20 protein-coding genes are annotated in these 19,894 nt (G+C 66.8%); 9 read left to right on the top strand and 11 right to left on the bottom strand.

From position 1 onward, the window contains the following. Window positions 1–49: 49 nt before the first annotated feature. Both ACX80X_RS04495 and ACX80X_RS04500 read right to left on the bottom strand, forming a co-directional pair. The gene (locus ACX80X_RS04495) at window positions 50–1,432 is read right to left on the bottom strand and encodes an MFS transporter (protein ID WP_252599075.1); all 1,383 of its coding nucleotides are present in this window, start codon (window positions 1,430–1,432) and stop codon (window positions 50–52) included. Between the two features lies 1 nt (window position 1,433). Beyond that, entirely contained in the window at window positions 1,434–2,774 is a 1,341-nt protein-coding gene (locus ACX80X_RS04500) for a CynX/NimT family MFS transporter (RefSeq protein ID WP_374209919.1), read from the bottom strand. A 124-nt stretch (window positions 2,775–2,898) separates the two neighbouring features. On the opposite strand from ACX80X_RS04500, the gene ACX80X_RS04505 reads away from it, so the two are divergent. Both ACX80X_RS04505 and trmB read left to right on the top strand, forming a co-directional pair. Continuing rightward, complete coding sequence (locus ACX80X_RS04505) at window positions 2,899–3,294, top strand: hypothetical protein (RefSeq protein ID WP_252599077.1); 396 nt, start codon at window positions 2,899–2,901, stop codon at window positions 3,292–3,294. A 116-nt stretch (window positions 3,295–3,410) separates the two neighbouring features. Continuing rightward, entirely contained in the window at window positions 3,411–4,334 is a 924-nt protein-coding gene (gene trmB / locus ACX80X_RS04510) for a tRNA (guanosine(46)-N7)-methyltransferase TrmB (protein WP_104063208.1), read from the top strand. 72 nt (window positions 4,335–4,406) lie between these two features. On the opposite strand, the gene ACX80X_RS04515 is transcribed toward trmB, so the two are convergent. Then, the gene (locus ACX80X_RS04515) at window positions 4,407–4,853 is read right to left on the bottom strand and encodes a hypothetical protein (protein ID WP_104063209.1); all 447 of its coding nucleotides are present in this window, start codon (window positions 4,851–4,853) and stop codon (window positions 4,407–4,409) included. A 230-nt stretch (window positions 4,854–5,083) separates the two neighbouring features. Then, entirely contained in the window at window positions 5,084–5,464 is a 381-nt protein-coding gene (locus tag ACX80X_RS04520) for a hypothetical protein (protein ID WP_252599079.1), read from the bottom strand. Window positions 5,465–5,652: 188 nt separating this feature from the next. On the opposite strand from ACX80X_RS04520, the gene ACX80X_RS04525 reads away from it, so the two are divergent. Both ACX80X_RS04525 and ACX80X_RS04530 read left to right on the top strand, forming a co-directional pair. Continuing rightward, complete coding sequence (locus ACX80X_RS04525; RefSeq protein ID WP_252599080.1) at window positions 5,653–6,531, top strand: DUF1206 domain-containing protein; 879 nt, start codon at window positions 5,653–5,655, stop codon at window positions 6,529–6,531. A 76-nt stretch (window positions 6,532–6,607) separates the two neighbouring features. Next, window positions 6,608–7,090, top strand: a complete 483-nt coding sequence (locus tag ACX80X_RS04530; RefSeq protein WP_252599081.1) for a type II toxin-antitoxin system RatA family toxin — start codon at window positions 6,608–6,610, stop codon at window positions 7,088–7,090. Window positions 7,091–7,119: 29 nt separating this feature from the next. Here ACX80X_RS04530 and ACX80X_RS04535 read toward each other — a convergent pair whose 3' ends face one another. Together ACX80X_RS04535 and ACX80X_RS04540 are read right to left on the bottom strand one after the other, a co-directional pair. Further along, complete coding sequence (locus tag ACX80X_RS04535; RefSeq protein WP_252599082.1) at window positions 7,120–7,785, bottom strand: anti-sigma factor family protein; 666 nt, start codon at window positions 7,783–7,785, stop codon at window positions 7,120–7,122. Continuing rightward, complete coding sequence (locus ACX80X_RS04540; RefSeq protein ID WP_252599083.1) at window positions 7,782–8,282, bottom strand: sigma-70 family RNA polymerase sigma factor; 501 nt, start codon at window positions 8,280–8,282, stop codon at window positions 7,782–7,784. Before ACX80X_RS04540 ends, ACX80X_RS04535 begins: the two co-directional genes overlap by 4 nt. Window positions 8,283–8,493: 211 nt before the next feature. On the opposite strand from ACX80X_RS04540, the gene ACX80X_RS04545 reads away from it, so the two are divergent. Then, window positions 8,494–9,021 carry a COG4315 family predicted lipoprotein gene (locus ACX80X_RS04545; RefSeq protein ID WP_459311346.1) on the top strand — a complete coding sequence of 176 codons (528 nt, stop codon included), beginning with the start codon at window positions 8,494–8,496 and terminating at the stop codon, window positions 9,019–9,021. Window positions 9,022–9,094: 73 nt separating this feature from the next. Here the strand turns inward: ACX80X_RS04545 and ACX80X_RS04550 are convergent, their stop codons facing one another. From ACX80X_RS04550 to ACX80X_RS04560, 3 genes are all read right to left on the bottom strand, one after another. Beyond that, window positions 9,095–9,910, bottom strand: a complete 816-nt coding sequence (locus ACX80X_RS04550; RefSeq protein ID WP_459311348.1) for a hypothetical protein — start codon at window positions 9,908–9,910, stop codon at window positions 9,095–9,097. Next, window positions 9,903–10,466, bottom strand: a complete 564-nt coding sequence (locus tag ACX80X_RS04555; RefSeq protein WP_374209992.1) for an RNA polymerase sigma factor — start codon at window positions 10,464–10,466, stop codon at window positions 9,903–9,905. Before ACX80X_RS04555 ends, ACX80X_RS04550 begins: the two co-directional genes overlap by 8 nt. 186 nt (window positions 10,467–10,652) lie before the next feature. Beyond that, complete coding sequence (locus ACX80X_RS04560) at window positions 10,653–11,288, bottom strand: protein tyrosine phosphatase (RefSeq protein WP_252599089.1); 636 nt, start codon at window positions 11,286–11,288, stop codon at window positions 10,653–10,655. 154 nt (window positions 11,289–11,442) lie between these two features. On the opposite strand from ACX80X_RS04560, the gene ACX80X_RS04565 reads away from it, so the two are divergent. Then, window positions 11,443–11,937: a DUF5655 domain-containing protein gene (locus ACX80X_RS04565; RefSeq protein ID WP_459311350.1), complete on the top strand. Its 495-nt coding sequence runs from the start codon at window positions 11,443–11,445 to the stop codon at window positions 11,935–11,937. Window positions 11,938–12,008: 71 nt separating this feature from the next. Here the strand turns inward: ACX80X_RS04565 and ACX80X_RS04570 are convergent, their stop codons facing one another. Continuing rightward, on the bottom strand, window positions 12,009–12,860 hold the full coding sequence (locus tag ACX80X_RS04570) for a DMP19 family protein (RefSeq protein ID WP_459311352.1): 852 nt from the start codon (window positions 12,858–12,860) through the stop codon (window positions 12,009–12,011). A gap of 191 nt (window positions 12,861–13,051) precedes the next feature. Here ACX80X_RS04570 and ACX80X_RS04575 point away from each other — a divergent pair, with 191 nt between their 5' ends. Beyond that, a complete protein-coding gene (locus tag ACX80X_RS04575; RefSeq protein ID WP_459311354.1) occupies window positions 13,052–16,504 on the top strand; it encodes a DEAD/DEAH box helicase in 3,453 nt (1,150 codons plus the stop codon). A 13-nt stretch (window positions 16,505–16,517) separates the two neighbouring features. Here ACX80X_RS04575 and ACX80X_RS04580 read toward each other — a convergent pair whose 3' ends face one another. Continuing rightward, window positions 16,518–17,090: an HNH endonuclease family protein gene (locus ACX80X_RS04580; protein WP_459311356.1), complete on the bottom strand. Its 573-nt coding sequence runs from the start codon at window positions 17,088–17,090 to the stop codon at window positions 16,518–16,520. Between the two features lie 304 nt (window positions 17,091–17,394). Here ACX80X_RS04580 and ACX80X_RS04585 point away from each other — a divergent pair, with 304 nt between their 5' ends. After that, a complete protein-coding gene (locus ACX80X_RS04585; RefSeq protein WP_459311358.1) occupies window positions 17,395–18,993 on the top strand; it encodes an HNH endonuclease signature motif containing protein in 1,599 nt (532 codons plus the stop codon). Window positions 18,994–19,214: 221 nt separating this feature from the next. Further along, complete coding sequence (locus ACX80X_RS04590; protein ID WP_252599095.1) at window positions 19,215–19,868, top strand: glycoside hydrolase family protein; 654 nt, start codon at window positions 19,215–19,217, stop codon at window positions 19,866–19,868. The last annotated feature ends 26 nt before the right edge of the window (window positions 19,869–19,894 follow it).

A 19,894-nucleotide genomic window follows, 5' to 3' on the forward strand; every position in this document is an offset into this window, starting at 1 on the left:
CGCCTTCCCGGGCGCGCAACTCGGATTATCTGGACAAAAACTCCGGGCGTTAGCGGGAAACCCGCGGCGCCACCGCAACCGCGGCGACGGCCACCACCGCCGTCAGTGCGAAGACCCCCGCGAACGATCCCGCCGTCGTCGTAAACGCCGCGAACACGATGCCCGTGGCGGCGAGCGCCAGCGCCCCGCCCAGCGAGTCCGAGATGGACATCGCCGAGCTGTTGAAGCCCTCGTTTTCCTTGGTGGACATGGCGAGCGTCATCACGCTGAGCCGCGGATACAGCAGCCCCATGCCGCCGCCGGCGAAGAGCCAGCCGGCAATCGCGACGGCGGCGGGCCAGTGGAGCGCCGACGTCGCCAACGTGAGGAGAATGGCTCCCAGCACCAGCGCTGAGCCGATGCGCACCGCTGCCCGGTGCTGCAGCCGGGTGCCGAGGCGGCCCTGAATGGCGGCGGCGGCTGCCCACGACAACGCGCCTCCGGTGAGTGCCAGGCCGGCGAACGTCGGTGGGAACTGGTACTCCTCGATCAGCAGGTACGGCAGGTAGACCTCGGCACCGAAGAATGCGGCAGACGCCAGGCCGCGGGTCAGGATCACGCTGGGGAGGCCGCGGCGGGCGAGCAGCGTTCCGCGCGGTACCAGCGGCCGCACGGCCACGAGGGCAGTCACGACGGCGGCCGCGGCCAGGAGTGCCGGGGCTGCGGGAACGCCCGCGATAGTGACTCCGGCGGAGAGGTTCAGCCCCAGCACAGCGAGCGCGGCGAGCGCCGCCCAGGCCAGGCGGCCCAGCGCCCAGGGCGGGACCGTGGCCTGCACAGAAGGCCGGTCGATGCCGCGGAGCACTGGAACAATCATCACGAGGGCGGGCACCACCAGGCCCACCACACCCAGGAACACCCAGTGCCAGCTCAGGACCTCCGCCACGATGCCGGCCGCGAACGGGCCCACCAGGGACGGGATCACCCACGCGGCCGAGAAGGCGGCAAAAATCCCGGGGTGCAGGACGGCCGGGTAGACGCGGGCCACCACCACGTAGAGCGCAACCGTCAGCGCCCCGCCGCCAAGCCCCTGCACCAGGCGGCCGGCAACCAACATGGGCATGGACACGGCCGTGCCCGCGATGATCAGGCCCAGCACGAACAACGCCACGGAGGCGTGCAGCGGGACTGTTGGGCCGCGGCGGTCCGACCAGTTTCCGGCCGCCACCATCCCGATCACACCGGTGGCCAGCGGCCCGGCGAAGGCCAGCGCATACAGGCTGGCGCCGTCGAGCTCGCGGCTGACGACAGGCATGATGGTGGTCACGGCGAGCGATTCGAAGGCCGCGAGGAACACCAGGGCACACGCGCCGATGGTCACCCACAGGTACGGTCGCTGCAGGATCCCGGCTGTGGTGGCGGAATGCGTGGCCGGCAGGGCGGAATCGGGCACGCTAATGGCCCGATCGGCTGGAGCCGCCGACGTAGCGGTTCCGGCCCGCGCGGTAACCGAACACCGCGGCCAGCGAACCGACCACCAGGAACAGCACCCCGGCGGCCGTGAACGATCCCGTGGCCTGGTGCAGCTGGCCCACCATCAGCGTGCCGGTGGAACCCAGCCCGTAGCCCACGCCCTGCATCATCCCGGACAAGTGCGCGGCGGTGTGGCCGTCGCGCGTCCGCAGCATGATCATGGTCAGGGCCACCGCGGTGAGGCTTCCCTGCCCCAATCCCAGCAGCGAGGTCCACCCCCAGATGAGTTCCAGGGGTCCGAAGATGCTCAGCGCAAATCCGCCGCCGGTCATCAGCGCCACCACCACCGCGATGGCCCGCTGGTCACGGAACCTCGCCGCCAGTGCAGGGGCAAACAGCGAACCCGTCATCTGGAGCACGATCGAAACGGACACCATCAGGCCTGCCGTTGCGCCGTCCACGCCGCGTTCGCGCAGGATCGGCGCCAGCCAGGCAAAAACGCTGAAGGACATCATGGCCTGCAGCACCATGAAGATGGTCACCTGCCATGCCACCGCCGAACGCCACACGTTGACGCCGAGGTTGCCGGCCTGGTGCCGGACAGGGTGCTGGCGAAGTGCCACCGGAAGGAACAGCAAAAGTACGACGGCGGCAGGAACCGCCCAGAACCACAGCGCCGAGGTCCACTCCCCCGTCGCCGAGAAGACGGGGTAGGTAAAGCCGGCTCCGAGGGCGGCAGAGGCGCAGATGGCCGTGGTGTATAGCCCGCCCATGAGTCCCAGCCGGTGCGGGAAATCGCGCTTCACCAGCCCTGGCAGCAGCACGTTGCACAGGGCGATGGCGGCACCGCAGGCAGCAGTTCCCGCCAGCAAGGTAGGCAGATGGCCGGCACCGGGAACCAGGCCGCCGATGTCCGCGGGCCGCAGCAGCAGCCCCGCCGTGAGTACTGCCATGGCGCCTAGCAGGACACGTTCGGCGCCAAACCGGCGGGCAAGGACAGGGGCCAGCGGTGCGAAAACACCCAGGAGCGTGACTGGCACGGTGGTGAGCACCACAACGGCCCAGCCCGGGAGGCCGGCGTCGGACGTGATCTCCGGAAGAACCGCGGCGAAACTGGAGAAAACCGTGCGGAGGTTCAGCCCGATAAGCACCAGGCAGAGGCCCAGATAGGCCAGGGCCCGGCGGCTGCTCTGCGGGCTCTCCGGTCCGCTGCCCGATTGGCCCGGAAGGCGCGTCGGGGCTGCTGGGGGGATGTCGTCGATTTCGGCGTCGATCAGCAGTCCAGGCACGTCAACGTTGTCAGCACGGGTCACGGGACCCATTCTGTCAGGCTTCGTTGCCACGCGGAGTTATCCACATAGACCAGAAAAGGGCTGGTTGCCCGCCTGGAGCGAAACTACCGTGGGATCAGCATGCGGTACCCAGCCATAACATTCGGGAGAAGCCATGAGCCTCGCACCATTGCACGATCCGTCCGTTGCGTCCGCCCCGGCCTCGCCGAAGGCGCATGGCAGTGGCGAGGGGACAGCCAGCCTCGCCTTCAGCCTCATTGCCCCGGCGAGCATGTTTCTGACTGTGCCCTTCAGCCTATTGGCGGCCTTCTTTACGAGGCCTTCGGAGGGCCCTGGGCGGCTGGACTGGGTCGCACCGTTGGTGCTGTGGAGCTATCCGGCGCTGTTTGGCCTGCTTGCAGTGACGCTCGGCATTGTTTCGCTCCGCGTATTTGTGCGTCGGTCAAACGGTTGGCGGGCTGGTGTGGCCGCGTTGTGGATATCGGCGGCCGAGGTTGCCGTGGGCCTGGTGCTCGTGCTCAGGGACGGGGACTTTATGATCCTCTTCTGAGATTTCATTTCCTTTCCGACCTCGCAGGGCGACCATTTTCGCGTTCCATCGCGTCCCGTTCGTGGCTCAGGTGAGTGCCCAAGCCGTGGGCGTGGGCCCCGGGTATTCTGGAAGGGATGAGCGAATCCCCAGAATCCCCCCAGCCTCCGCATGTCCCGCGCCCGGTGACGCCCGGTACCCAGGCGTCTTTCGGCACGTACGGGGGCAGGCCGGTGAGCTTTGTGCGCCGCGGCACCCGCCTCCAGGGGCGCCGTCAGACGGCGTGGGAAGAACACTCGGACCGGTGGGCGCTGGACGTGCCCCGGCACATCGCGAACACGTCGGTCCACCCGGACTACACCTTCGACGCTGAGGCCGAGTTCGGCCGCAAGGCACCGCTGATTGTGGAAATCGGTTCGGGGCTGGGCGATGCCATCTGCCACGCGGCCGAGGAGAACCCGGACACGGACTTCCTGGCGGTCGAGGTCTATACACCGGGGCTGGCCAACACCATCATCAAAATCAACAGCCGCGGGCTGAACAACGTCCGGGTGGTGGAAGCCAACGCGCCCGAGGTCCTCGCCACCATGCTGCCGGCAGGATCCGTCAGCGAGCTGTGGGTGTTCTTCCCCGATCCCTGGCACAAGTCACGGCACCACAAACGCCGCCTCATCCAGCCGGAGTTCGCCGAGCTGGCAGCACGGGCACTCACCAAGGGCGGACTGTGGCGGGTCGCCACGGACTGGTCCAACTACGCTGTCCACGTCCGCGACGTCCTCGCGGACTCTCCGGACTTCGAAAACCTCCACACCGGCGAGCGCCACGGGCCGGAAAGTCCGCTCACCCAGGTGTGGCAATCCGGCGTCGAAACTCTCGTGGGCGGCGCGCCCGTCCGCGAAGGCCGGGCGCCGGTGAGTACCGCGCATACAGGCCCCAACGAGGGTGTTGATGAAACGGGCGGCTGGGCGCCGCGCTTTGAAGGCCGGATCCGCACGAGTTTCGAGGCGAAGGCCCACGAGGCCGGCCGGCTGATCTTCGACCTCTGCTACCGCCGGCGCTGAGCCTTGAAATGTAAGTAGCGCTAACTGCCGTTTTGAAGGCTCAAAACGGCAGTTAGCGCTACTTAGTTGGGGTCAGTTCACGCTGATGGAGGCGACGATCTCCTTGAGCATCCCCAGCCGCGGCTCGATCTCCGGGTTCACGTACGGCCAGATCACCACAACACCGATGAAGCGGCTGTTCTCCCAAACACCCACAGTGGCCGCGACCCTCGCCTCGCCTGCCGGATCCGTGTATCCAACCACGACGGCGTACGAGGACTTACCGGGTACGTTCAGTTCGCCTTCGGTGAGGATGGTCCCGGCCCGGTCTTCAAGGTAGAAGCCTGACATCAGGTGTGCCCAGCCGTTAGCCTGCGCGGCGCCGGTCACGGAGGTGTCGTCCTTGATGACCGTCACCAGGACACCGCCCAGCAGGCCATACTGCTCGGTGTTTGGCCCGGCGGCGGAGTCCTCCAGAACCTGGGTGTGCTCGGGGAAGTCTGCCGTGAATCCCAGCGGGGACTCGATATGAACTGACATGGTTGCTCCTTAGCGGTAAGACTTGGCTGGGCTGGCTGGCAGGTGCGGATCCGGCACGGGACGTCAGAGCTTCTCGAGCTTGGTGTCGTTTGAACGGGCCGTTCCCGTCTTCGCCTTCGATCAGGTATTTCCGGTCCGCCTCGGACAGGCTGGCCCACCACTTGGCTTGCTCTTCCGGGCTGGCCTTGAGCATGCCATCCATGTCCTCCTTCAGCTCCTGGCGGTAGGCCTCAGCCGCTGCCGCCTTCGCTACCCGTTCCTCCAGCCAGTTCTGGGCGCGGCTGCCCAGGTCCTTGATTTTGTCCAGGACGCTGGTCCCGCCACCCGCCACTGCTGCCGCCGCCGGTCGCGGCAGAGGACTGTTCCTGTTCGTTTGCGTGCTGCAGGAGCAGCTTGGAGTTGTGGCGGAGGCTGGATGCCACCCGCTCCAGGCTGGGGCGGTGGTTGCCGGACCAGTCCTGCCGGAACAGCTCGCCGTCGGCACCCTTCCATGGCGCGGACTGGATCTGGCCCTGCAGGGAGCTGGCCCGGCTGCTGAGCAGCGCGGCCGCCTTGTCAACGGCCCTCGCCAGCTCCCGCAACTGGCTGACGTCCGCGCCGTAAAAAGTCATGGTGTCTCCCCCGGAGAGTATTAAGAGTTAGTTCTATCGCTGGACATATCGTCGCATGGTGGCAATTCTCCCGCGATGGGGAACCCTCCCCATCGCCGGGCACACCAACGCACACGCAGTTACTGTCGGTCCGCGGTGCGCAAAAGTTGGTACTGTTCGGGGCCGGCTTCGCGTGGCACGATGGGGTTGTGCGGGGGGCACGCAAATCTGCGCCCCTCGGGCGCTGGCCCGAAGGAAGCGCCATCAAAAGAGAACTCAAAGACGCCGCAGGTGCGGCGGAGGACGTCACCAACTCACGCGCACTGGAGTTGCTGGCGAGGGTGGGTTTCGCGGTAAGCGGCCTATTGCACTTCCTGGTGGGCGCCATCGCAATCCGCCTCGCCATGGGTGGTTCGGGGAATGCTGACTTCAGCGGGGCTGTTTCCGAACTGGCCAGCCAGCCCGCCGGGCCGTTCCTCCTGTGGGCAAGCTTTGCCGCCTGCGCGGCCCTTGCCGTCTGGCAGGCCAGCGACGCCGTCTTCGACTACAACCGACTGCCCACCAAGGACAAAGTCGGTAAAAAGGCCAAAGCGGCAGCGCAGGCCGTGGTGTTTGCCGGGCTCGCCGTGACACTGGCCAGCTTCGCCATGGGCACAGGGTCCGGGGGCGACAACCAGCAATCGGCGAGCGACCTCACCGTCGCCGTCATGAAGGCCCCCGGCGGCGTAGCACTGCTGGTCCTCGTGGGTCTGGGCATGGCCATCACCGGGATCATCTACGGCATCCGCGGAATCAAGAAGACGTTCGAGAAGCACCTCACGATGCCCGTTTCCCGCTCTGCCCGGACGGCCGTCTCCGCCTTGGGCGTGACCGGCTACGTCGCCAAAGGCATAGTCCTGCTGCTGACCGGGATGCTCATCTCCATCGCCACCCTGCAGGCCCATCCGGATGAATCCACGGGCCTGGACGGTGGACTCAGGGCCCTGCGCGACCAGCCCTTCGGCGTGTATTTACTGGCCGCCGTGGGCGCCGGCCTCATCTGCTACGGACTCTATATGGTGGTCCGGGCTCGTCTGGCCAAAATGTAGGGATGGGCGCATTCTCCGGGACCGGCCCGGAATGCCCACCAACCCGGAACACCCGGCCTCCGGTTAGGGTGGGTCCATGCCCCAGGTACGCGCCGAACGACTCATCCGCCTCGATCCGGAGACAGTCTTTGCCCTCTCCCAGACCACCGGCGCGTTCCGGCTCAAATGGGACCCGTTCATCTCGGCCCAAGGTTTCCTGAACAGCGCAACGTCCGCCGGAAAGGGCGTCCGGACACGGACCGTGTCCCGCCTGGGCCTGGTGATGGTGAGCGAATACGTTTCCTATTCGCCACCCAGGAACGTGGGTATGACCATGGTGTCCGGACCGTGGTTTTTCGGGAAGTTCGGTGGCGGCTGGCGTTTCACCGCGGACGACGGCGGCACCCGCGCGGTCTGGAAGTACACCTTTTCGTGCCGCCCGGCCTGGTTGCGGCCGGTGGCTGAACGAATGGGCGCCTGGCTTTTGGGCCGTGAGATCACTAAGAGGATCGACGCGTTTGCCCGGGCCTGCGAGGATCCGGCCCTGGTGGCCGAGTTCCGCGCCCGCCAAGCACCGTGAACACCGGACCGTGATCGCCGGCAAAGGGATCACGGCACCGTAATCACAGCCACGGCGTGCTGGGTTTCGTCCCGCAGTTCCAGGCTGGCGATGCTGGCCAGCTGAAGTGGCGTGGCGCCCATGACCTTCACCCTCCCGCTCGGCGTCGCGGTCCAGGCAAATGCCCGGTCCTCGCCGCCGTCGCGGTCCCGGATCCAGAGCGAGAGGGTTCCGTCCAGCGGCAGTTTGCTGCCGTTCACGGCCAGCTCGGTGCCCCATGTTTTCCGGGCAAGGTCGATGCTGAACTGAAGGCCATTGCCGGACTGGACCGAGTAGCTGGCGTCCGGCTCCGGCGGCCGGCTGAGCAGCGGGGCCGCGGCCACCCCCAAGGCGAGGCACGCCGCGGCGACGGCGCCCACCACGGCCGCCCACCGCAGTCGTAATTTACGACGCCGGGTGGCCAGTTCATCGAGGACCCTGCGCGGCACGGAGCTGGCTGGCTCAGGGGCCACCCCGGGGCGGGCGCTCCCGGTGAGCGCCACCGCATCCGGGATGGGAAGCGCATCGAGCAGGGCCGGCAGGCTTTCGAGCTCGGCGAGTTCGGTCCGGCAGTCCGCGCAGTCTTCGAGGTGGGCTTCGAAACGTTGCGAATCCGCGGGGTCAAGCCCGCCGAGCACGTAGGCGCCCAGCAGCTGGTGCAGCTCAGAGGCGTTCACCGCTCCACCCCCATCTCATCGAGGATGGCCCGCAGCGCCCTAACGGCGTAATGGGCCCGGGACTTCACGGTTCCGCTGGGGATGTTCAGCTGCACGGCGGCCTCGTTGACGGTGAAACGGCGGTAGTGGAGGGCCACGAGGACATCGCGGTGTTCGGTACTGAGCCGCAGCAGCGCCTCTTCCATCAGCACACGGTTCAGGAGTTCATCCACGCGTTCCACGGCCTCGGCGGGATCGGCGAGTTCGCGTTCCATCACTTCGGCCGGGCGCCTTTGGGCTTTGCGGTAGTTGTCGATCATGATGTTCCGCGCTGTACGGAACAGGTAGCTGCGGAGGCTTCCGGTGATGTCCGGGGCCTGCTGCCAGACGCGCAGCACGGTCTCCTGGACCACGTCCTCGGCCAGCTGCGGGTCGCGGGACGCGCTGAGGACAAAACGGCGCAGGGCGGAGCCGTGTTCGCGGTAGATCGCTGCCACCACGTCCTCGTCCAGCGGCATGCCGCCCTCCTGTCCCTGATCCCCATCCCGGCGGTCCCTGTACCTTCCGGCTGATACGACGTCCCGCGCACGCAAAAAGTTCACTGGCGGTGGTCCATCGGAACTGGCGCCGAAAACAGGGGGACCGGTTCTTGAACCATTCTTCACCCTGGTGCGTCGTACCGGTTAGTGCCCGGTATCCTACGCCGGGCCCCAGCCGAGGAGCATCCCCATGAAACAGCATTTGAGCACAGGTCTTGCCGCAGCGGCTCTCATAGCCGCACTTGCAGGCTGCGGCGGCAGCCCCGGAACCACCACCACCACTCCGGCGGCCACCAGCCCAGCGGCAACCTCCGCCGCCCCGACCGCTGGCTCCCCCACCGCAGCGGCCGCCGTCGACCTCAAGACAGCATCCTCCAGCGCCGGCAACATCGTGGTGGATTCCGCGGGCATAAGCGTCTATTTCTTCACCAAGGACGTGAAGGATTCCGGCACCAGCGCCTGCACGGGAGCGTGCCTGACCGCGTGGCCACCGCTCCTCACCACCGCGGCCAAGCCTGCCGCAGAAGGCGTCACCGGCACGCTCGGGACAATCACGACGCCGGACGGGGCCAAGCAGGTGACCCTGAATGGACTGCCGCTGTACTACTTCGCGAAGGACAAGAATCCCGGCGACGTCCTGGGGCAGGGCGTCAACGACGTCTGGTACCTGGCCACGCCGGCCGGGGAACTGATCCGGACAGCGGCGTCAAGCTACTGACAGTTCAGGCTACTGGCAGTTCAGGCGCTTACGGATCGACCGCCCACGGACGAACCGCTTACGGATTGACCGCTTAAGGATGGAGGCCGGGCAGCGGGACTGGAGGCGTGGCCGGCAGGGGCAGAGCCGGGGGCTGTCCCTCGCCGTTCAGCGGCCCACCCGGCATACCCGATGTGACGTTTCCGGGGAGGGGAAGGTCCGGCAGGGGCACTGCCGGCGCTGAACCTGAAGGGGCCGGAGCGGGCTGCGTGGCCTGGCTGGAACCGGATCCCGGTACGGCCGGAACCGGCACAGTGTCAGCCGTCCCGGTGGGTCCTACGGCAGGGACGGCGGGCTGGCCCGGTCCCGGAGCCGGGGTCTCCACCGGCGCGGGGGCAGGCCCGCCGCCAACGGTGGACACGAAGGATGTTACTGCGTGGTTCACCTGGCCGATGGAATCCCGGATCCCCTGGTCGGAGGCCACGGCAACGGCGCCGCCGGCCGCCAGCGAAACGGCCACGGACAGCGTGGTGAGGGTGATCCTCCGCTTGGCCCGACGGCGGGCGGCGAGCTCGTCGGTGGCGGTCGTGAGCTGGCCGGTTGCCTCGGCGGGGGCTACGGTGGGCTCTGATTGAGGGGATGCCGCCACCGCCAGGTGACGGGTGGCTGCCGCGCGGCTCGGCGCAGGCGTCGGGACAGCAGTGTGTGTCACGGCAGGAGTCTGTGTCACGGCAGGCCTCATAAGCGCGGCAACCGCATCGGAAGGTACCGGCTGCTCGGCTGCGAGCGCCCGGAGCTCCAGCAGGACGGGGCGGAGGCCGCCGTCGTCGTGCAGCCCCGCCTCCAGCAGCAACCGGTCAACAGACGCGTCCTCGCGGGAACCGTTGCGTGAGCCTGCTGTGTCACTCATGATCTGCCTGGTTTCTTCTAAGAGTCTGGTCCTTGAGGTTTTGCAGGGCCCTGCGTTGGAGCTGCTTGATGGCACCCTGGGACTTGCCCATGATGCCGGCCACCTGTTCGATGGAAAGGTCCGCCACCACCCGCAGCGCCAGCACCTCGCGGTGTTCATCGGCGAGGCCTTCAAGCAAGGCAGCCGCGCCGCCGCTGTGGCCCAGGGCGTGGTCCTCCGCGGACGCCGTGCTGCGCCCGTCCTGCAGGGGGTCGTACGGAGTGAAGTCCGGCCTGCGTTCAACCCGCCGGTAGTAATCCACCATCCGGGCGTGGGCGATGGAAAACACCAACGACTTGGCGCCCTGGAGGCCGCCGGTCAGCTCACCAATCTTGGGGAAAAACGCCAGGAACACATCCTGGGTGACAGCTTCGGGATCATCCACGCCACGGGCCTTGAGGTAACCCAGGACCGCTCCGGACAAGGTTCGATAGACAGCGCCGAAGAGCACAGCCTGATCAGCACCGGCTGTGTCTGCAAATGTATCTATGTCTTCTTCGGCCAAAGTGTCTAGCACCAGTGGCTCCTCCATCCCGGGCAGCGTAGTCGCTCATCCCGGTATTCGGCGCGGCGTGCTCCGCTGCTGTGGGTCAGCTGCGGTCGGTCAGCTATCTGGCTGCCACGTGGACTGCCTGCCATGTGGACTGCGGGAATCCGGTCCGTCCGGAGCCGGTTCCCGCAGTCCACACTAGCTGCGCAGGTCCTAGTGGCCCGAAACGGCGGGAACGTCTACAACGTCGCCCGGTACGGCGGGAACAGCAGGAACGGCGGGAACGGACGGCTCGCCGTCGACACCCGGAACTGCCGGCACGGCAGGAACAGCGGGCAGCTCGGGGCGCTCAGCCTTGGCGGAGGCAGAGCCCTCGCCAGCAGCGTCGGCGTCGGCCGAGGCGGCGCCCTGTGCGACGACGTCCGTGCAGAAGGCGTCAACGTTGCCTTCGCCCTCGGCGGCGATGATCAGCGACGAGAAGCCCTCGGAGGCTTCGTTCAGTCCACCGTTGGCGAAGGCGGTGCAGAGGCCAAAGGCTGCGGCGCCAGCTGCGTCCACGGCGGTGCCGGCAGCGGCGGATGCGTTGGCCTCGGCTGCGACCTCATCTTCGGAGACGGCTGCTTCGCCGGTTACTGCTGCATTACCGGAAGCGTTTGCGGAAGCCGACTCGGTGGCGTCAGCGGCCAGCTTGGGGGCCGGGGCGCCGAGCAGTTCGTGGGCGGTCTGCTGTGCATCGGCCGGGAGGGCGCCGGAAGCAGCTGCGACGCCGGTTCCACCGACGGCCAGGGTGCCCGCGGCGAGTACTCCGGCGGCGATTTTGCTGGTGGCGAGAACAGTGAACAACGACATGTGACACTCCAAAACCTAGAGAACAATTCAGATCCGGCTCCGTGAGGAACCCTTCACCCCCTTCATCGCTGGCCGGACCGGGAAAGTTACGGCGCCTCCCAATTTTCTTTTCCAGGGCCCGGCTCCGGCCCATGGACCGCACTAGCATCGAGGCATGGCGATCACTCCGGAACAGCAGAAAACGGCCAAGACCTGGCAGACCATGGTGGACAGCAACAAAGCCCTGCTCCTTCGAAAGACGGGGCACGACGTCGGGTACTGGGCCGAGCAGGCACGCTCCGCGGGCCTAAGGAACGACGCCGAGCTCCGCCACTGGATGCGCGACGAGCACGGCGTCACGGGCTATGCGCAGTACGCCGTCTCGTGGGAGCTGTTCGGCTATCCCGAATTTATGCTGCGCGACGCCGACGAGCTCATCGATGGCCAGTACATCAACCACCCGGAGCTGCGGCCCATCGCCGACGCGCTCCTGGCGTGGGCGGCGGCCACCGAGGGCGTGGAGATCCAGATGCGGAAGGGCTACGTCTCGCTCCACAGCCCGCGCCGGAAGTTCGCCCAGGTCACCCGGACCACCAACACCGCCGTGGACGTCGCGCTGCGCCTGGACACACTCCACATCCTGGCCAGGGCGCTGGACCAGAACACCTAATAGCTGAAACGACGGCGGGCCGGGTCGCCGGAAGCTTCCGACGAACCCGGCCCGGGACCGTGGTGAGGTCCCTACGCGTCGATCATCTCGTCGTCGTCCGCTTCCTCGAACTCAACAGCGGCGACGATTTCCTGGGTCTCCGGGTTGATCATGAACGCCTCTTCGTCGTCCTCGACCATGATGAAGTCGCCGTGGTCCGTGGTGAAGTGCCAGGCCAGCGTCTTCTCGCCGTCGTGCATGTAGTTGGGGTCGCCCATGGTGATCTTCTGCAGCGCATAGCCGGCGATGTCGCAGAGTTCGCGGATGATGACCTCGAAGTCCGGCGCGTCCTCCAGCGCTTCCTCGTCGGCCGCGGCCTGGCGTTCTTCCAGGTTGGGGATGAGCGCAACCTGACGCTCGATGTAGGCGTCGAGCTCCTCGTCGTCGAGCACCAGCAGGCCCTCCTGGGACAGGAGCCAGGCGGCGTTGAGCGCCGTGATGTTTTCGGTTTCGAACAGTTCCTCGAACTCGCCGTCGAGCTCTTCGATGGTGCGCACGGCGTCGTTGGACTCTTCCTCGGTGTCCAGGTCGCCGTCGAGGTAGCGCTCTTCGTCTTCGTCGGACAAGGCATCAAACGCCGCAACGGTCCGGTTGAAGAGCTCCAGGTGGGCGGTTGCGCCCATCCCGGCGAGGCCCTCGCGGATGAGCGGGTCCACTTCGTCGCGGTCCGCAGTGAACACGTACTGGGCGAAGCCGCCCTCCAAGGACTGCGTGACGTAGAAGTCAACGTAGTAGCTGCCGAGCGCCGCGGGCGCGATCTCGCCGGCGTCGAGCAGTTTCCCGTACATGGCGTTCACCACATAAACGTTGGCATCTACGACCTCCTCGCTGCCTGCTTCGATGCTGGCCTGGGTCAGGACGACAGGGTTCTGGCTCTTGGTCATGGGATTCCTCACTGCTGAATGCCGGGTGCTGCTAGGGACACTTTCACGCTACGTCGGCGGGGGCGGCGCCGTGTTGAGGCGGAAGTGAACGTCAGGCGAAGTTTCAGGCTCCCGCCGGGCGAACTAAGATGAAGCAGATAACCTCCGATCGGACACGGCACCCCCGTGGCCAGCTGAAAGTAGCGCGCACCATGCCATCCCAACCGGACGAGAGTGCGGCACTGGCAATACAGACCCCCGCCATTAACGACCGCTCCCTCGCGGCCGGGTTGGCGTATGCCATGGGCAGCCGGGTTTCCGGGATGTCGTTCGACGCCGCCACCGGGCTGATGCTGGGCAAGGTCCGGGGAGGTGCCGACGTCCCTTACTCCACCACGGCCAAGCTGGTGCGGAAATCTGGCGGCTGGAGCTGCACCGTGGGTGTCTGCAGCTGCCCCGTCCGCAAGGACTGCAAGCACGTGGCCGCGCTGCTGTTCGCCGCCGAGGACAACCCGGCCATCCGCGTCCAGCTCCTGGCCCCGGCTGAAGTGTCCCGGCTTTCCCGCCAGCCCGCCAGCCTGGACCTGGCCGACTGGGAGCAGGCACTCAGCCCGCTCATTTCGCAGCCCGGCATCACGCAGTCCATCAGCGGCATCCCGCTGGCACTCCAGTTCGACATCGAGGAACCGGCGCCGCACTTCTCCTACACAGGCCGCCGCGACCCGCTCCGCAGCGTCCGCCAGCTCAAAGCCCGGCCCGTGATCATGGGCGCCAAGGGCAAGTGGATCCGCGGCGACGTCTCCTGGAACACCCTGAGCTACCTGAACTTCCGCCGCGAATGCAACGAGGCGCACATCGAGTGGATGCAGGCATTCCTGGCCGCACACACCGCCGCCGCCAACCGGGTTCATAACTCCTCCGCGCTGTGGCTGGGCCTGAACACGTTCGCCGGGAAGAACATGTGGAGCCTGCTCACCGACGCCAAAAAGATCGGCCTCGCCCTGGTGCACAGCCGCGGCACCGAGCCGGTGCGGCTCGCCGAGTCTCCCGCCGCCGTCGGGCTTAATTTGAGCCGTTACGGCGCGTCCGTGGGTGGGGACGCTGCGGCTCCGGGCGCAACGCACGACGACGGCGGGCTGGAGCTCGCGCCCACCATCACCGTTGTGGGGGAAGACGTTGATCCGGCGTCGGTGGGGACCATTGGCCGCCCCGCGCACGGCATTTTCCTGACCACTGGCGGGGAGGCTTTGCCCGGGGTTTCCGCGGAGAATGTGATCACGCTGGCGCCGCTGGAGAGCGGGCTGAGCGAGGAGCTGCTGACCTTCGTCACGGCCGGCAGCAGGCTGCACATTCCGGCGAAGGACGAGACGCGCTTCCTCACCGGCTTCTACCCGAAGCTGAAGCAGGCAGCCCGGGTCACGGCGACGGACGAGTCGGTGGCGCTGCCCGCCCTGGCCCTCCCGACCCTTTCCCTGCTGGCCAACTACGGCGCGGACCACCGGGTCCGGCTGCATTGGGAATGGCACTACAAGTCCGGAAACCTGGTCACGGCCCAACCGCTGTGGCGGCACCCCGGCGACCACGGCTACCGCGACGACACCGCCGAGGCCCGCATCCTGGAGGGCATCGGCCAGCCGTGGAACGTTGTTCCGGCCCTGGGCGAATCGGCCACCGGCGGCTGGGGCACGCCACGCCTGTCCGCGTCCGCCGAACTGAACGGCCTGGACACACTCGCTTTTACCGAAGACGTCCTGCCCGAGCTCCGGAACGCCCCGGACGTTTCAGTGGACACTGCCGGGGACATCGCCGACTACCGCGAGGCCGAGGAAGCGCCGGTCGTTTCCATCTCCACCAAGGCCACCGAACAGCGCGACTGGTTCGACCTTGGCATCCAGATCTCTTTGGAGGGGCAGCCGGTTTCCTTCGCCGCCGTATTCTCCGCGCTGGCCGCGGGCCAGACCAAGATGCTCCTGCCCAGCGGCGCGTACTTCTCGCTGGATTTGCCGGAACTGCACCAGCTGCGCGCCCTGATCGAGGAAGCCCGCTCGCTGCAGGACAACAAGGACGCCCCGCTGCAGATCAGCCGTTTCCAGGCCGGGCTCTGGGACGAGCTCGCGCAGCTTGGCATTGTCGATGAACAGGCCGCCGCCTGGCGTGAGGCCGTGGGCGGGCTGCTCGAAGGCGGGATCAACGGGCTGCCGCTGCCTCCCTCGCTCAATGCCGAGCTGCGGCCGTACCAGCTCGAGGGCTACAACTGGCTCAGCTTCCTGTACCGGCACAGCCTCGGCGGGATCCTCGCCGACGACATGGGCCTGGGTAAGACCGTGCAGGCACTCGCCCTGATGTGCGCGGCGAAGGAGCAGGCTGCGTCTGTGTCTGAGGGTGCTGAAACACCAGCGCCCGACGTTCCAGCGCCCGACGGCGTGACTCCCTTTTTGGTGGTTGCCCCCACCAGCGTCGTGGGCAACTGGGCGGCGGAAGCCGCACGCTTCGCTCCCGGGCTCACGGTTCGCATCGTGAGCGAAACCTTTGCCAAGAACAGCCAGGACGCGGCGGTTGAACTCGCCGGCGCGGACATCGTGATCACGTCCTACGCGCTGTTCCGGATCGACTACGATTCCTATGCTTCCAAGACCTGGGCGGGTCTGGTGCTCGATGAGGCCCAGTTTGTGAAGAACCACCAGTCCAAGGCCTACCAGTGTGCCCGGAAGCTGCCCTCGGCGTTCAAGCTGGCCATCACCGGCACCCCGCTGGAGAACAACCTTATGGAGTTCTGGGCGCTGACGTCCATCGTGGCGCCGGGCCTGTTCTCCAGCCCCAAACGGTTTGCCGAGTACTACCAGAAGCCGGTGGAAAAGAACGGCGACAAGGGGCAGCTGGACAAGCTCCGCCGTCGCGTCCGTCCGCTGATGATGCGCCGCACCAAGGACCAGGTCATCCAGGACCTGCCGCCCAAGCAGGAGCAGATCCTCGAAGTGGTGCTGAACCCGCGCCACCAGAAGGTCTACCAGACGCACCTGCAGCGCGAGCGGCAGAAGATCCTGGGCCTGATCGAGGACGTGAACAAGAACCGGTTCACCATCTTCCAGTCACTGACCCTGCTGCGTCAGCTCAGCCTGGACGCGTCGCTGGTCGATCCGTCGCTGTCCGGGGTCCGCTCTTCGAAGTTGGACGTGCTGTTCGAGCAGCTGGAGGATCTGGTGGCGGAGGGCCACCGGGCGCTGATCTTCAGCCAGTTCACCGGTTTCCTGGGCAAGGTCCGGGAGCGGCTTGTGGAGGAGAAGATCGAGTTCTGCTATCTCGACGGCGGCACCCGGAACCGAACCGACGTCGTCAACGAATTCAAGAACGGCAGTGCGCCGGTGTTCCTGATTTCGCTGAAGGCCGGCGGCTTTGGCCTTAACCTGACCGAGGCCGACTACGTTTTCCTGCTCGATCCCTGGTGGAATCCCGCGTCGGAGGCGCAGGCCGTGGACCGGACGCACCGGATCGGGCAAGCTCGGAATGTCATGGTCTACCGGCTGGTGGCCAAGGACACGATCGAGGAAAAGGTCATGGCGCTGAAGGCCCGGAAGTCGCAGCTGTTCGCGGATGTGATGGAGGGCGACGCCCTGTCCAGCGGGTCGATCACGGCCGAGGACCTCGCGGGGCTGTTCAAGGACTGAGCGCGGTCAAAGCCTAACTGCAGGCTGCCAGGATACCTTCGATCGCGTCCCGCTCGGCCGGGGTGACCCACAAGCTGTAGTTGGCCTTCACGGCGGTCTGGCGGGCTACGTATTCGCACCGGAACGCCTTGTTTGGCGGGAGCCAGGTGGCCGCATCCTTGTCGCCCTTGGCGCTGTTGGTGGGCCCGTCGGCAGCCATGAGGTTCAGGGCATCGTTGGCCAGCTGCCTGCGCTGTTCGGCGCTGAGCTCCTGGGCGCCCTTCTGCCAGGCGTCGCTGAGGGCAACCAGGTGGTCGATCTGGACGGCGGAGCTGGTGGTGTTGCCACGGACAAAGTCGATGGTTGTGCCTGTGTATTTGTCGGCCAGCGTACCGGTCGTAACGACGCAGTTCTGCGTGCCGGGCTTGAACGTCTCGCCGTCGAGGTCCCTGGCGAGGATGTCGTTTCGGGTATCGCAGCCGTTTCGGTCGACGTCCGCCCACGCGGGGCCGAATTCCTCGCGGGTGTAGCCGGTCTTGGGTGCGCGCCCCTTCACCGGGATAGTCTCCAGCTGGGCGAGCGCCGTTGCCACCTCGGCTGGGCTCACAGATGATTCGCCGGAGTTGCCCGACGGCTGTGCTTCCCTGGCCGCTTCGGCCACCTTGTTTGCGGCCTGCGTTGCGGCCTGGGCTGCGGCGTGGGCGGCGGCGTCACAACCGGTGAGGGCGCTGGCGAGAAGCAGAGTGGTGAACAGCGTCAGTGCTTTGGTGGCGGCGGAGCGGTTGATGGTTATGTCCTTCAGGAGTGCGGCGGAGGTGAACAGGCTACTGGCGCGGGGCGTTCTGACCTGTCATGCCGGGATGTGGAGTCTGTCACCCTAAAATGTCGTACCCCCTCGACATGATGGAAGTATGGACAACACGGCACCGGCAGAGATTCTGGAGACCATCGCGGCCTCTGCCCTGCGGATGGCCGGTGTGCTTCGTGGGAAGGCCGTGGATCCAGCAGCCAGCCCGGCTGCAACTGGCCCGGCTGATGCCCCTTTAGCACCTGATCCGTCCGCGACGTGTGGGGACCTGTCTCGCTGGCAGGCTGAGCTGTGCCTGACCGTCCTGTCGGGGACCGTGGGGATGGAAGCCATGTTCGCTGCCGTGAAGGTCCATGCCGCCAGCGGTTACGACGAGGCGGCCCAGACCATCGCGGGCCCCATCACTTCCCCTCAGGAGCAGACCGCCCAGGACATGGGCATCGTGGCCGAGGTCGCCTGCGCCCTGACCGTCAGCGAACGCACGGGTGACGCGCTGCTAGGCGAGGCACATCGCCTGACCACCACTCTGCCATTGACCCTCGCCGCCCTGGAAGCAGGGACCATTTCGTGGCAGCACGCCCGGATCATGGTTGACGAAACCCTCAACCTGAATCCTGCTGCCGCGCACGCGTTGGAGGCGCATTTCTTGGACCCGGACGAACCCAACCCGGCACGGGGTGGGCCGGCCGGAGAAATGGTCCCGTCCCGGTTCCGTCACAAGGCCCGGACCTGGCGCGAACGCCACCACCCGGACAGCATCGAAAAACGCCACACCCGCAGCGCGGCGGACCGGCGGCTTGAATGCTCCCCGGACCGGGACGGCATGGCCTGGCTCTCCGCCTACCTCCCCGCCAATCAGGCCTCCGGGATCTGGGACCGCGCCACCACCGCCCCCCGCGCTCTGCAGGGCCCCACCGAGTCCAGGACCCTCACCCAACTCCGCGCCGACAGCGCCGCGGCTTGGCTTCTGGGCGGGGCGGCCGATCTGATCCCGTCACCCAAGGCCCAAGTCCTCGTGACCGTGCCGGTGTTTGCGCTGATGGGCCTGACCGATGAACCCGCGATGCTCGACGGGTACGGGCCCATCCCGCCGTCCATGGCGCGGACCCTCGTCGCCGACGGCGCCGATTCGTTCCACCGTGTCCTGACCGACCCGCGCGACGGAGCACCGCTGGAAATCGGCCGTGACAGCTACCGGATCCCCAAAGCGATGCGCCAATGGCTTAGATTGCGGGACGGGAAGTGCCCGTTCCCCGGCTGCAACAACCAGTCCTTGGACAACGAAGCCGACCACCTCCTCGCCTGGCACCAGGGCGGAACCACCGGGATCAGCAATCTCGGTCAGCCTTGCCCCAAGCACCACCGGCTCAAACACACCACACCCTGGAAACCCACCACGGCGAGTTCCACCGAACCACCCGGCTGGATTTCACCCATAGGCCGCCGCTACGCCAGCGAACACCCCGACTGGGAACCACCCATCTGGCCAAACCAGCTACTGAACCAACTCCCCCATCAGGCGCCTGGCCCTCTCCTGCCCGAAAGCCATCTACCGGCAGACCGAGAGCCGGAGCGGAAATGGCTGCGCCGCCCCCAAGAACCAGACCCGCCACCGTACCCATCCGTACCCGACTTCCTCTGGCTGACACAACAGCCTGGGGCCGGTGCGGCACCTCCAGTCCCCTGCGCTAGCACCGGCTGAGCCCTGTCACGCAGCCAGGAAGCAGCTGCGGGAAAGCACTTTCCCGCATATGCTGAAGGGATTCCGACTTCGCATCCACCTGGAGATTCCCGTGCGCACCGTCCGATGGCGGACTCAACTGGCAGTATCAGGGCACGCTGGACGGACTGGTCCCGCCGGGAACTGAACGGCCCGCCACACTCTGGGCGCCCGACGTCGTCCGAATCGGCGATCAATGGATCATGTACCTTACAGTCCTCGGCGGAGTGCGGACTGACCGGACCGGCAACGCCTCGATCGTCCAATTGACCAGCCCGGACCTGGTCACGTGGGAGTTCCTCGGTTCCATCGACCTGAAGTCTCCGCGGGTCATCGACGCGGCAGTGGCCCCCTGCGGTGATGGCCGGCACCGTCTCTGGTACAAGGACGAGGCCCGCGGATCCAACACGTATAGTGCGGTAACCAGCACGCCTGCCGATCCGACGTCGTGGGTTCTTGAAGGACTGGCGATTCCGGGGCGCCCGCACGAAGGACCCAAAGTCTTCAAGCTCGGCGGGCAGTTCTGGATTATCGTGGACGAGTGGCGCGGGCAGGCGATCTACCGGTCCGAGGATGCCTCTGGTGGCTGGACCCGACAGGAGTACCTTGACGGCCTCATCCTGACCGCTCCTGAAACGGCCGACGGCGGTCCGGTCGCGGGACGGCACGCGGACGTGGTGCCGCTGGACGCAGCGGCGGACGGCAAGGAACGAGCCCTGATCATTTACTTCACCCATCCGCACTGGAACGGCGAGGATATTGACGCCATGGCAGCAGACCCGAAGACCCACCTCAGCCACGTCCGGGCGGCCGTCCTGGAAGTTCACAACGGCGACCTGGTATGTATTGACGCCTGACGGCACGACAAAAGGCCGAACTGCGG

The sequence above is a fragment of the Pseudarthrobacter sp. MDT3-1 genome (genome assembly GCF_054510755.1).